This window comes from Micromonospora sp. RP3T (genome assembly GCF_003027925.1).
GTDB lineage: Bacteria > Actinomycetota > Actinomycetes > Mycobacteriales > Micromonosporaceae > Micromonospora.
In genome coordinates, this window is the sequence record NZ_PYPS01000002.1 from 69,797 (window position 1) to 83,219 (window position 13,423).

Sequence of the window (13,423 nt, forward strand, 5' to 3'; positions counted from 1 at the left end):
CGGGGCGGCCGTCACCGGCCGTCACCGCGATGGAGGGCCGATGTCACCCACCCGCTTGGAGTTCCACCCGCTCACCTACGTGCCGGAGCGGGACGGCATCACGGTCGGCCGCGTCGACGCCGCCTCCTTCGCCGTGCTGCCCGAGGACGGCGTCGCGCTGCTGCGCCGACTGGCCGGGGGCATGCCGGTCGACGAGGCCGAGCAGTGGTACCGGCGCACCTACGGCGAGAGCGTCGACATGGCCGACTTCGTGGACGCGATGCGCGAGCTGAGGTTCCTCCGGGCCGAGGGCGAACCGCTGGCCACGCCGCCGAAGGTGCGTTTCCACCGGCTCGGCCGGCTCGCCTTCTCCCCGCTGGCCTGGGTCGTCTACCTGCTGGTGACGGGCGCCGCCGTCGTCGCCATGGTGAACCGACCGGAGCTGCGCCCCCAGGCCGACCACGTGTTCTTCGTGCCCTCCCTGCTCGCCGTGCAGCTGGGCCTGGCCCTCTGCCAGTCGCCGGCCATCCTCTGGCACGAGTTCTACCACCTGCTCGCGGCCCGCCGGCTCGGCCTGCCCACCCGGATGCGGATCGGCCGCCGGCTCTACTACGTGGTGGTCGAGACCGAGCTGGACGCGCTGCTCACCGTGCCGGCGCGGCGGCGCTACCTGCCGATGACGGCCGGCCTGCTGGCCGACGCGGTGCTCTTCGGCGCGCTCGTGCTCGCCGCCTGGGCCGACCTGTCCGACGGTCTGTCCTGGCCGGGCCGGCTCGCGCTCGCGGTGGCGTACACCGTGTTGCTGCGGATGTCCTGGCAGTTCTACGTCTTCCTGCGCACCGACATGTACTACGTCGCCACCACGGCCCTGGGCTGCACCAACCTGGACGAGGTGAGTCGGGCGTACCTGCGCGACCGGTTCGGCTGGTTGCCCTGGGTGCGTCGGGCCGACTGGACCGAGGGCGACTGGTCGCCGCGGGACCGGCGGCTCGCCCCCTGGTTCGCGCTTGTCACCTGCGCCGGCGTCGGGGTGCTGCTGGTCACCGTCGCGCTCTGGACCGCGCCGCTGATCTGGGAGTTCGGCACCCGGGTGGTCAGCGCCCTCGTCAACGGCTCGCCCACCGGGCCCGGCTTCTGGGACTCGGTCGGCTCCCTCCTGTTGGTCGCGTTCGAGCTGGTGCTGCTGCCGCTGCTGGCCGGGCGGATCCAACGCCGGCGGGCGAAGCGCCCGAGCCCGGCTCCGGCCGGCTGACCGCCCGCCCGCCCACCACGACCGTCCACGACGGCCACCGAGCCGCCGGACCATCCCAACCGAGGAGCAAGGCATGACTGCACACCAATGGCGGGTTGGGCCGTCGCCGGCCGACGGCGAGCGGGCCGATCTCGCGGTCGACGCGCATCGGGGCCTGCGTGGTCCGTACACCGGGCTGGGCAGCCTGCTGCGGCTGATCGTGCCGGAGACGTACGAGCGCCGGCCCGACCTGGTCCGCCGGCACCTGACCGAGATCCTCTCCGCCGCGCCGGAGCTGCGGGGCGCGATCGACGCCGCGCCCGAGACCCTCACCTCCCTCGCCGTACCCGAGGAGCGGACCCGGATCTACCCGGCCAACCGGACCCGGCGGCTGGCGCACGGGGCGACCGAGTTCGTCGCCGGCCACGCCGCCGCCTCCGGGCGGCTGCCGCTGCGGGTGGCGTTCGACCGGGTGGACCAGGCGGACCCGACGGACCAGGAGTTCCTCGCCATCTTCCTGCGGCGGGTCCGGCCGGACCGGGTGCGGGTGACCATCGGCACCGACGGCGGCTCCCTGGAGCCCGAGTTGTCCGCCGCGCTCGAGCGGTACGCGACCCGGCTGCCGGACCTGCCCCGGCCGGGTGCCGCCGCCGGCCGCGACCGGGAGGAGCTGGCGCAGGCGTACGTCGACGCGGACGGCACCTCCACCGACCCGGCGGAGCTGGCCGCGTACGAGCAGACGGACGCGGACCGCCGGGTACGGCTGCACGACGCGCGCGCGGCGCGGCTGCGCGAGCGCGGCGAGTGGAGCCTGGAGCTGGGCGCGATCCCGTGGCACCTGGAGCGCGGCAGTGATCCGGCCGGCGCCGGCGCGGACGCGCTCTACGAGGCGGCCCGGCACTGCGGCGCGATGGGCTACTACCACGCGGTGATCGACTACGGGACCCGCGGCCGGGCGATCGTGGACCCGGAGACCCAGATGCAACGGTTCTGGCTGTTGAGCACCCGGGCCAGCTCGGCGATGGTGGTGCTCGGGCGCACCGTGGAGGCGGAACCGACCTACCTGGACCTGCGCAGCCGGTACGCCGACCCGGAGCTGCAGATGTCCACCGGGTACGCGCTGGCGATGCTCTACACCCGGTTCCACCCCGACGAGCTGCGGGACCACCACCTGGCCCGGGGCTACATCAACAACTCCATCGCGATCGCCTCGCTCCTGCCCGACCTGGAGAAGCGGGCCTTCCACTCGGTGTTCCAGAACAACGGTCTGGCGCTGATCGAGATGCGGTTGGGTCGGCTGCCGGCGGCCCTGCGGCTGGTCGACGAAGGGCTGCGCCGGCTCGACCAGGAGCTGCCCGGCGACAAGCACCGGCTGCACCGCTCGGTGCTGGTGCACAACCGGGGCAAGGCGTACCTCGCGCTCGGCCGGCTGGACGAGGCGCTGGCCGACCTGACCAAGGTGATCGAGCTGGATCCGAACTACGCCGACTACTACTTCGACCGGGCCGACGTGCGGCGGCGGCTGGGCGACCTGACCGGCGCCGTCGCCGACTGCGACACCGCGATCAGCCTGTCGCCGCCGTTCTACGAGCTGTACTACAACCGGGCGGACATCCGGACCGAGCTGGGCGACCTGGCCGGCGCGGTGGCCGACTTCGGTTACGTCGTCGAGCTGGAGCCGGACCAGGTGGACGCCCGGGTCAACCTGGTCAGCCTGCTGCTCGACGACGGACTGCTCGACGACGCCCGCCCACACCTGGACGAAGGACTGCTGCGGCACCCCGACGAGCCCCGCCTGCGGCAGCTGCGCGGCGTGCTCGCGCTGGCCGACGGCGACCGGGCGCAGGCGCGTCGGCACTTCGACGCGGCGCTGCGGGCCGACCCGGAACTGGTTGCCGCGCTGGCCAGCCGGGCCGCCCTCGCCTTCGACGGCGGGGACCACGCCACCGCGGTCGCGGACCTGACCGCGGCGCTGGCGGTCGAGCCCGACAACCCGGACCTGTGGTACAACCGGGGCTTCGTCCACCAGGCGTCGGGCCGTTGGGTCGACGCGGTGGCCGACTACAGCCGCGCGTTGGACCTGCCCGGGGCCGACCGGGGCGAGCTGCTGAGCCAGCGGGCCCGGTGTCACGCGGAGCTCGGGGACACCGAGGCCGCCCGGGCCGACGAGACGGCCGGCGCGGCCGAGCGGCTGGACCTGGCCGGCGCGCGATGACCACCACGGCCTCGATCAGGGACTCGACAGCGGTCGGGCCGCCCGACGCGTCCCACCCGCCCGTCGGGGCCGCCGACCGCTCCCCGCCCGTCGGGGCCGCCGACCGGTCCACGGTGGGCGACGCGGCCCCGCCCGCGCCCGCCGGTGGCCCGGCCGCCGAGCCGCCCGCGCCCGCCGGCAACCGGGCCGGCGACCCGGCCCGGCCCGGCGGCGTCAGCGGCCCGCTGCTGCGCGAGTTCATGCGCAACTGGGCCACCGGTGTCGCAGTGGTCACCAGTCACGCCGACGGGCGGCCGGTCGGCTGCACGGTCAACGCCTTCACCTCCGTGTCGCTGGGCCCACCCCTGCTGCTCGTCTCGCTCGGACGGGCGAGCCGCACGCTGGCCGCGCTCACCGCCGGGGGCGGGTTCGCGGTGAACCTGCTGAGCCGGCGGCAGTGCCACCTGGCCGACCAGTTCGCCGGCCGCGTGCCGGACCGGTTCGCCGGGGTGCCGTACCGCGACCGGGACGGGTTGCCGCTGCTCGACGGCGCGCTCGCGGTCGCGGTCTGCACCGTGACCCAGGTGATCGGGGTCGCCGACCACGCGCTGGTGCTGGGGGCTCCGTACTGGTGCGAGAGCCGCGCGGGCGGGGAGCCGGCCGTCTTCTTCGGCGGCGGGTACCGGGCGGTCAGTCCGGATTGACCCGCTCGCGGAACCGGGCGGCGTACCGGTTGAGCGCCGCCCGGTTCGTCTGCTCGGTCTTGGCGATCAGGCTCGCCACGTGCTTCTCCACCGTGCGCGGAGAGATGAAGAGCTCGTTGGCGATGCTGCGGTTGTCGGACCAGTCCGCCATGAGTTCGAGGACCTCGTACTCCCGCTCGGTCACCCCCTTGAGGCGCAGCGGCGGTGGCACCCGGCTGGTGTCGCGGCGGTGCGGCACCACCACGCCGCACCGGCGCAGCTCGGCCCGGCAGGCCCGAGCGGGCGCCCCGAGGCCGGCCTGGCGGAAGTGCTCCTCGGCCTGGCGCAGCCACGCGACCGGGTCTCCCCAGCGGTCCGTCCGGGCCGCCCCGGCGACGAGGCGCAGGCCGAGGTGGACGGCGATCGGGTGGGCGTGCGCGTCCCGTCGCACCGCCGCCACCGCCGCCGCGGCCTCCTCGCGCCGACCCTGCCGGCCCAGCAGCACGGCCTCGGCGAGCGACCCGAACTGCCGGTTCCAGTGCAGGCGACCCGCGTCGCCGCCGCTCGTCGCGCGCCCGCGACACCAGCTCGCCTCACCGCCCAACACGTCCAGCAGCAACCCCAGCCCGTGCGCGCCGGCCAGCGGATAGGGCGCGGGCCGTTCCGCGTCGTACCGGGCCGCGCGGGCCAGCTCGTCGCGCGCCCGGTCCGGGTCCTCCTCCAGCAGCGCGCAGACCGCGTACGCCATCCCGTGCGCCAGCGCCAGGTACGGCGAGCCGCTGTCCCCGTGACGCCGCAGGTCGACAAGCGCCTCGTCCAGCTCCGGCCGCCGGCCCCGGTGCCCGGCGCAGATCGCGCGCACCAGCGACGACCGGACCAGCACGTCGCGCAACCCCACCCGCTCCGCCTCCGCCACGCTCGCGGCGACGAGGCGCTCCGCCTCGTCGTACCGGCCCCGCAGGGCGTGGTGCCAGGCGAGCAGGGCGTGCCCGGTGTGGCGCAGCGCGGGGGAGCCGAGCCGTCCGTTCCGTTCCACGCTGTGGCGCAGGGCGTCGGCGTCGCCGGTCAGCAACCACTGGTGCTCGGCGAGCAGCAGCGTGGCCCGGGCCCGCCACAGCGGCAGGTGGTGGCGGTCGGCCAGCTGCCGGATCCGGAAGAAGCAGGTCTGCGCCTCGTCGGTGTCCCGCCGGCGGGCCAGCTGGCCACGAACCTGCCAGGCGAGACAGGCCACCGCCGGCAGCCCGGCGTGCTCGGCCTCGTCCACCGCCCGCTCGGCGAGCCGGACCGCCTGGTCGGGCACGCCGACCGCGAGGTGGGCCGCGACCGCGTCGAGGTGGGCGGTCTGCGGTGCGGGGGCGTCCGGACCGAGCACCGCCCGGGCCGTCTCCAGTTGGACGACCGCGTCGGCCCACCGCCCGGCGAGGCCGGCCAGCCGGGCGAGCTGCACGTGCACGCCGGCCAGCCGTTCGGCCGGGACGCCCGGGTGGCAGAGGTCGTCGAGGCTGTCGAGGAGCCGCAGCCCGCGTTCGGCGTCGCCCGTCTCCACCAGCGCGCAGAGCAGCTCGTGCAGCACCTCGGCGCGCAGCGGGGCGTCCGGGGCGGTCTCGGCGAGTTGCCACGCCTGCTCCAGGGTCTCGACAGCCGGGTGCAGCCGGCCGGTGGCGAGCGACCGGCGGCCGGCGAGGGTCAGCAGCCGGGCCGCCCGCGCCGGATCGCCGCCCCGGCCGGCGAGGCGGGCGGCGAACGCGCACCATCCCCCGGTCAGCTCCGGGTGCAGCTCGTGCACCGCCTCGGTCGCCCGCTGCGCCAGCACGGCCCGGTCGGCCGGGGTGAGCAGGTCGAGCAGCGCCAGGGCGGTGGTCGGGTTGCGGAAGGCGTACCAGTCGTGGCCGTCGGGGCCGGGCACGACCAGCCCGGCGGTGACCGCCGCGCGTACGTGCCGGAGCAGATCGTCCTGGTCCAGCCGCAGGGCCTGGCCGAGCACCGAGATGGGGAACCGTTCGCCGATCACGGCCGCGGCGGTGAGCAGGCGGCGGCCGGCGGGGCCGAGCCGGGTCGCCTGGCCGGCGACGGTGTGCCGGACGCTCGACGGCACGGCGGTGGGGACCTCGTCGACCAGCCGGCAACCGCCCGGGTGCACGACGACGGCGCCGCTGTCCCGCATGGCCTGCAGCAGCTCGGTGGCGAGGAACGGGTTGCCGGCGCTGTCCCGGCAGAGCCGGGTCACGACCGCCTCCGGCACCTGGTGGGGGAGCAGCCGCAGCCGGGACGCCGCGAGCAGGCGGACCGCCGGCGGGTCCAGCGGGTCCAGCGGCAGGACCGCGCCGCCGCACCGCCGGCCGAGCGACTGGGTCAGGTCCCATGCCGGTCCCGGGCCCTGCCGCACGGTCGCGAGCAACAGGGTGCCCTGGTCGACGAGGTTGTCGGCGAGGTATTCCACCACCGTCAGCGTCCTGCGGTCGGTGTCGTGCAGGTCCTCGAGCGCCAACAGGCAGCCGCGCTCGGCGCCCGCGACCGACAGCAGCCGCAGCACCGCCTCGCCGAGGAGCACCGGCGAGGTCGGCACCGGAGCGGCGTCGGGGGAGCGGTACTCGGGGAGCAGCCCGCCCAGGGCGGACCGGTAGGGGCGCAGCCGGGGATGCTCCAGGATGGGTTCGCTGCGGGACAGGTGCGCCAGGGCCTCGGTGAGGGGGCGCAGCGGCACCACGGGTCCCGTGCTGCCCGCCCGCCCCGGCAGCACCGACATGCCGGACCGCCAGGCCCGACGGACGGCCTCCAGGACCAGCCGGGTCTTGCCCGTGCCGTCCTCGCCGACCAGGAAGACGCAACCGCCGTGCCCCTGCCGGGCCCGGTCCACCGCCGCGTGCAGCAGGTTGCGCTGGTGGTCGCGGCCGACCAGGACGGGCAGTGAACAATGACTCCCGCCGAGCATGGCACCTCCCTGTCTCGGAACAAGAACGGAACGCCTGGTCACCCTCGAAGCGTCGTGACACGTATCCGACCGGCGTCGTAGGAATCGGGACCGGCGGTTCCGGGAACGGTCAGCTTAAAAAGGATCGCAACGAATTTACAGTCTTGTATTTTCTTTTGGATCTTCCGGTTGATACACCGGCCGTGGTCGAGAGAGTGCGCTGGGTCACGTAAATTCCCGCTTATGATCCGCTTTGGTGGTTTTCGCGGACGGGCTGTCGTGGCGCGATGATGGATCATCGAACAATGGGGATTGCACGATGAATGGCCTGTGCCGGTGCTTTTGAAAGGAGTGTCGCTGTATGGCGGCGAACAGAGCGATTCGCCGGAGCGGGAACCATTTTTGCAAAGCTGCCCGGGCGGGGCGCCCCGGCCGGGGCATCGAGGGAGGTCGCGGTCGCCGGCCGGCGGGAACATCGCGTTCCGTGCGGGGTCCGGCACGAGCTGTTGACAGCTCTCGATTCGTGGGGAACTCTCCTGCTGTGGTCGACGTATGATCGGCAACCCGGGCGGTGAGGGGTACGGATGCGGACCATCGACTGGCGGGACGACCGGATCGTCGCGATCGACCAGACCCGGCTGCCGCACGAGGTCGAGTTCCTGGAGATCGACACCGTCGAGGACCTGATCGCCGCGATCCGGTCCCTGGCGATCCGGGGCGCGCCCGCGATCGGCGTCGCCGGAGCGCTCGGCGTGGCGCTCGCCGCCCGACGACACCCGGACCCGACCGAGCTGCGCCAGGCCGTCGACGCGCTCCGCGGCGCCCGCCCCACCGCGGTCAACCTCGCCTGGGGCGTCGACCGGGTCCGCGCCCGCCTCGACGCCGAGGGCGCCGAGGCGGCCCTCGCCGAGGCCCTGACCGTGCTGGCGGAGGACATCCGCTGCTGCCGGGAACTCAGCGAACGCGGCGCCCGCTGGTTGGTCGACACCGTCGGCCCGCAGGTGGCCGTGCAGACGCACTGCAACGCCGGCGCGCTGGCCACCGTCGAGTGGGGCACCGCCCTCGGGGTCGTCCGGTCCCTCCAGGAGCACGGCGCGCTCACCCACGTGTACGCCTCGGAGACCCGCCCGCTGCTCCAGGGCGCCCGGCTGACCGTGTGGGAGCTGGCCCAGATGGGCGCGGCGCACACCCTGGTGGTGGACTCGGCCGCCGCGTCGGTGCTCGCCCAGGGCCGGGTCGACGCGGTGGTGGTGGGCGCGGACCGGATCACCGCCAACGGCGACGTGATCAACAAGGTGGGCACGTACCCGCTGGCGCTGGCGGCGGCCCGGGCCGGGGTGCCGATGGTGGTCGCCGCCCCGGAGTCCACGGTGGACCTCGCCACCCCGTCCGGCCGGGACGTGCACATCGAGGTCCGCGACCCCGAGGAGATCACCGCACTGGGGGCGGTGGCGCTGGCCCCGAAGGGCACCGGCACGCTCAACTACGCCTTCGACGTGACCCCGGCGGACCTGGTCACCGCCATCGTCACCGAGCGTCGGGTCATCCTGCCGGCCGCCGGCGGTCGCCCCGACGACCCCATCGGCCGGAGCTGACCCACCGACCCGAGGAGTGCACACCCCGATGCGTAACCGCTGGTCCGCTGCCGACGCCCCGGACGGCTCCGCCCCGATCGCGCGACTCGTGTACGCGTCCCGGCTGCTCGGGGCCGACCCCGGCCTGGTGCTGCACGGTGGGGGGAACACCTCGGTCAAGACGACGGTCACCGACCTGACCGGGGAGCCGGTGGCGGTGCTGCACGTCAAGGGCAGCGGCTCCGACCTGGCGACGATGGACGCGTCCGGCCTCACCGCGCTGCGGCTGGAGCGGCTGCGGGCGCTGCTGCGGCTGGAGCGCCTCGGCGACAGCGACATGATGAACGAGTTGCGCTGCGCCCGGCTCGACGCGCGGGCGCCGGACCCGAGCGTGGAGACGCTGCTGCACGCGCTGCTGCCGCACCCGGTCGTGCTGCACAGCCACGCCGACGCGCTGCTCGCCCTCACCAACCAGCCGGACGGCGCGCGGCTGGTCGGGGAACTCTACGGCGACAGTGTCGTCGTGGTGCCGTACGTGATGCCGGGGTTCGATCTGGCCCGGCGGTGCGCGGACCTCTACCCGGCCCACGCGCACGCCGGAACGGTCGGCATGGTGCTGCTCCACCACGGGCTCTTCACCTTCGGCGCGGACGCCGAGGAGGCGTACCGCAGGCACATCGACCTGATCAGCCGGGCGGAGGAGCGGATGGGGCTGCCCCGGCCTCCGGTCGCGGCGGTCCCGCCCCGGCCGGTGGACCGGGTCCGGCTGGCCCGGCTGCGTCGGGACGTCTCCGCCACGGCGGACGCCCCGATGCTGCTCAGCCGCCACGAGGACCCGGCCGTGCGGGCCTTCCTGGACCGGCCCGACCTGGCGGCGGTCGCCACCCGGGGCCCGGTCACCCCGGACCACGTGCTGCGCACCAAACGGATCCCGCTGGTCGGCACCGACCCGGCCGGCTACGCCGACGCCTACCGCCGGTACGTCGAGCGGCACCGCCCCCGGGCCCGCACCACGCTGACCATGCTCGACCCGGCGCCCCGGGTGATCCTCGACCCGGAGCTGGGGATGCTCACCACCGGCCGGTCGGCGGCCGAGACGCTGATGGCCCGGGACATCTACCGGCACACGGTCGACGTGATCGAGGCCGCCGAGGCGGTCGGCGGCTACCGGGCGCTGCCGGCGGAGGACATCTTCGACCTGGAGTACTGGGAGCTGGAGCAGGCGAAGCTGCGGCGGGGCGGACCGACACCGGAGTTCGCCGGCGAGGTGGCGGTGGTGACCGGGGCGGCCTCCGGCATCGGCCGGGCCTGCGCCGAGGCGCTGCTGGCGCGCGGGGCCTGCGTGGTGGCCCTGGACCGGGACCCGTCGGTCGGCGCGGCCGACGGGCCGGCCCGGCTCGGCCTGACCGTCGACGTCACCGACGCCGCGGCCGTGGACGCCGCCCTGGACGCCGCGGTCGACCGCTTCGGCGGGGTGGACATCGTCGTCGCGGCGGCCGGGATCTTCCCGCCGAGCCGGGCGATCGCCGACCCGGACCCGGCCGGGTGGCAGCGCACCATGGCGGTCAACGCGGAGTCCGTGGCCCACCTGTTCGGCCGGGCCCACCCGCTGCTCGCGCTCGCGCCCCGTGGCGGCCGGGTGGTGGTGATCGCCTCCCGCAACGCCCTCGCCCCCGGCCCCGGCGCGGTCGCCTACTCCGCCTCGAAGGCGGCGGTGACACAGGTGGCGCGGGTGGCGGCGCTGGAATGGGCGGGCGACGGGATCCGGGTGAACGTGTTGCACCCCGACGCGGTCTTCGACACCGGGCTGTGGAGCCCGGAGGTGCTCGACGCCCGGGCCCGGCACTACGGGCTGACCGTGGCGGAGTACAAGCGACGGAACCTGCTCGGCGCCGAGATCACCAGCGCCCGGGTGGGGAAGCTGGCCGCCACCCTCTGCGGGGAGACGTTCGCGGCCACCACCGGGGCGCAGATCAGTGTGGACGGCGGGAACGAGCGGGTGATCTGACGGACCGACGGTCGGGGTCGGTCGCACGACGACCGGACACGGTCACCGCTCCTCGGGGTCGGACCGTGGTCGGTGGACTCCCTGTCGTCGGCGTGGTTGGTTGTGCCGGAGGGTCACGCGCGCCGGCCGTCGACCGGTGGCGCCTCCGCGGGGCCGGGCGCGCCCAGCCCGTGGTCACGGGCCAGGGCGATGGCTTCGGCCCGGCTGCCCAGGTGCAGCTTGACCAGGATCGCCGAGACGTTGTTCCGCACGGTCTTGGCGCTCAGCCCGAGCCGGTGCGCGATCATCGGGTTCGCCAGGCCCCGGGCGAGCAGCACCAGGATCTCGCGTTCCCGGTCGGTGAGCTGCGGGAACGGGCCGTCGGCACGGGCGCCGAGCAGCGCGCCCGCCCGGTCGGCGAGCGGCGCGCCGAGGATCAGGTCGCCGCCCGCCACGCCCCGGATGCCGCGCTCCACGTCGGCGGCCGACGCGCCCTTCAGCACGTAGCCGCGCGCTCCGGCGCGCAGCGCGGCGACCAGCGAGGCGTCGTCGTTGAGCATGCTCACCACCAGGACCCGGACCGTCGGGTGGTCACGGCGCAGCAGGCGGGTCGCCTCGATCCCGGAGCCCTGGCCGAGGTGCAGGTCCATCAGCACCACGTCGGGGCGTACCCGGGCGACGAGGGTGCGAGCGTCGGCGGCGTCGGCGGCCTCCCCGACGCACTCGATGCCGACCAGAGTGTCGAGCAACGCGCTCATGCCGAGTCGGAAGACCGGGTGGTCGTCCACCACGACGACGCGGATCGGGTGGTCGCTCACGGCCGCTCCAGGGGGATCGTCAGGCAGACGGTGGTGCCGCGGGCCCCGGCCGGTCGCACGGTCAGGGTCGCACCCACCGCCTGTGCCCGCTCCCGCATGGCGTGCAGGCCGACCCCGTGGTTGGTGGGGCCGGCCGGCACGCCCCGACCGTCGTCGGTGACGGTGACGCGTAACCGGTCGGGCAGCCGGTCCAGCGAGACGGTGCACCGGTCCACGCCGGCGTGCCGCTGTACGTTACGGATCGCTTCGGCGGTGACGCCGTAGGCGGCGGTGGCGATCAGCTCCGGCAACGGGTCCAGGACGGCCGGTCCGTGCACCACGACGTGGAGACCGGCCCGCGCGTACTGGTCGCGGAGCAGGTCCAGGGCGGGGCCCAGGCCGCCGTCGGCGAGCACCGGGGGCAGCAGACCATGTGCCAGTTCCCGGACCTCCGCCGCGCGGGCGGTCAGCTCGTCGGTCAACCGGTCCAGCAGGTCCTCCGCCCGGTCCGGGTCGTGGCGCAGCAGGTTGCGGGTGGCGGCCAGCCCCAACCCGATGCCGCTCAGCGCCGGGCCGAGGCCGTCGTGCAGGTCCCGGCGCAGGGACCGGCGTTCCTCGTCGCGTACCTCCGCCAGCCGTTGCCGTGACCGGGCCAGGTCCCGGTTGGTGCCGGCGAGGTCCACCACGGCGGCTACCACCGGCGCGAGGACGGCGAGCGACTCACGGGTCCGGCCGTCGAGCAGCTCGCCGGGCCGGGGCCAGGCGTGCAGGTGGCCCACCAGTCGGTCGCCGCTGGTCAGCGGCACGGCGACCGGAGGGCCGTGGTCGTGGGGTGGGGGTGGTGGGCCGTGCTCGGTGATGCGTACCTCGGCCAGCCGCAGTGCGGCGGCGATGGTCGCGCCGATGTCGGTGGTGCTGCCGACGCTGTGCACCACCCGCTGTAGCAGCGGTTCGGACGCCTCGCCGTGCACGAGGCGGTCGACCCGTCGTTGCACCGCCTGGCGGATCGGCTGGAAGGCCGCCGCGAGCGCGGCGGTCACAACGAGCTGCGGCAGCGGCAGGGCACGCGGCAGCAACCGGTCGAGCAGGGCCACCGCGGCACAGTAGCCGGCGATCACCACGGCGGTCATCAGATACCAGACCAGGGTGCGGCGCACGGCCACCCGCAGCCCCCACAACTGCTGGCGTAGCACCACCACCGCCACCGCGGCGGGGAAGAACGCCTGCGAGGCGAGCATCAGCAGCGCGGGCACGGTCGACGGGACAACGGGTGGTAGGAGGGAGGCGGCGAAGCTGAGGGTGAGCAGCGCGCTGCCGGCGGTCGCCCAGCCGAGGCCGTGGCGCTGCGGCGCGGGACCCCGCCGCCACCGCCATGCCAACCCGGCGCAGGCCAGCAGGCCGAGACCGACAAGCGCCCACGACAGGACCGGCGCCAGCGGGCGCAGCAGCGCGGCCCGAACCTCGCGCAGCTCGGGCGGTAGCGGGAGCGCCCCCAGCGGCGGTGGCGCGGTGGCGAGCACGGCCGTCGTCAACGCCACGTAGCCGAGACCGGTGGCGGCGGCGAGTCGGTCGAGGCGGCCGAGTGGCCGGTCAGGCAGCAACCAGGGCATGACCACGACGAGTGCGTAGAGGCCGGGCACCCAGGCCACGTGGTGCAGGACGGCCAGCAGCGGTGGTCCGCCGACGGCGAGCTGCCACTGGGCGACGCACGCGGACAGCGCGCTGCCCAGCGCCGCCGCGCAGGCGATCACACCGGGCAGCCGGCTGCCGGTGCGCTGCCGGCTGAGGATCAACCAGGCCACCGCCCCGTAGACGAGGCCGTCGAGCAGGTCGACGAGGGAGTAGAGCCCGGTGGCGGTGAACGGGGGAGTCACCACGGACCAGGCGGCGACCGCGCCGAGGCTGAGCAGGGCGGTGAGGGCGAGGACGGTCCACGCGGCCCACCGCCGCGTCCCGGGTGCGTTCGACATGTCGGGTCCACTGTGTCAGTCCGGTGCCGTCGGCGGGACCACCGAAACGGCGTGAGCCGGACGACGGGCCGGTCGAGGCGACCGGCCCGTCGTCCGG

8 protein-coding genes are annotated in these 13,423 nt (G+C 75.2%); 5 read left to right on the top strand and 3 right to left on the bottom strand.

Going from position 1 to position 13,423, the window contains the following annotated elements; genetic code table 11:
- The first annotated feature begins 40 nt into the window (after nt 1-40).
- From C8054_RS02280 to C8054_RS02290, 3 genes are all read left to right on the top strand, one after another.
- Complete coding sequence (locus C8054_RS02280) at nt 41-1,231, top strand: hypothetical protein (protein ID WP_107155005.1); 1,191 nt, start codon at nt 41-43, stop codon at nt 1,229-1,231.
- 73 nt (nt 1,232-1,304) lie between these two features.
- The gene (locus C8054_RS02285; RefSeq protein WP_107155006.1) at nt 1,305-3,425 is read left to right on the top strand and encodes a tetratricopeptide repeat protein; all 2,121 of its coding nucleotides are present in this window, start codon (nt 1,305-1,307) and stop codon (nt 3,423-3,425) included.
- A complete protein-coding gene (locus C8054_RS02290; RefSeq protein ID WP_107155007.1) occupies nt 3,422-4,108 on the top strand; it encodes a flavin reductase family protein in 687 nt (228 codons plus the stop codon). Before C8054_RS02285 ends, C8054_RS02290 begins: the two co-directional genes overlap by 4 nt.
- Here C8054_RS02290 and C8054_RS02295 read toward each other — a convergent pair.
- Nucleotides 4,095-7,019 (bottom strand): AAA family ATPase, encoded by a 2,925-nt coding sequence (locus C8054_RS02295; RefSeq protein WP_107155008.1) that lies wholly within the window; start codon nt 7,017-7,019, stop codon nt 4,095-4,097. The two genes, C8054_RS02290 and C8054_RS02295, sit on opposite strands and share 14 nt — an antisense overlap.
- Nucleotides 7,020-7,582: 563 nt before the next feature.
- Here C8054_RS02295 and mtnA point away from each other — a divergent pair.
- Both mtnA and C8054_RS02305 read left to right on the top strand, forming a co-directional pair.
- Nucleotides 7,583-8,593 (top strand): S-methyl-5-thioribose-1-phosphate isomerase, encoded by a 1,011-nt coding sequence (mtnA, locus tag C8054_RS02300; protein WP_107155009.1) that lies wholly within the window; start codon nt 7,583-7,585, stop codon nt 8,591-8,593.
- Nucleotides 8,594-8,621: 28 nt separating this feature from the next.
- Nucleotides 8,622-10,580, top strand: a complete 1,959-nt coding sequence (locus tag C8054_RS02305) for a bifunctional aldolase/short-chain dehydrogenase (RefSeq protein ID WP_107155221.1) — start codon at nt 8,622-8,624, stop codon at nt 10,578-10,580.
- Between the two features lie 113 nt (nt 10,581-10,693).
- Here C8054_RS02305 and C8054_RS02310 read toward each other — a convergent pair whose 3' ends face one another.
- Both C8054_RS02310 and C8054_RS02315 read right to left on the bottom strand, forming a co-directional pair.
- Nucleotides 10,694-11,377: a response regulator transcription factor gene (locus C8054_RS02310; protein WP_233219448.1), complete on the bottom strand. Its 684-nt coding sequence runs from the start codon at nt 11,375-11,377 to the stop codon at nt 10,694-10,696.
- A complete protein-coding gene (locus C8054_RS02315) occupies nt 11,374-13,326 on the bottom strand; it encodes a sensor histidine kinase (protein ID WP_107155010.1) in 1,953 nt (650 codons plus the stop codon). Before C8054_RS02315 ends, C8054_RS02310 begins: the two co-directional genes overlap by 4 nt.
- Between the last annotated feature and the right edge of the window lie 97 nt (nt 13,327-13,423).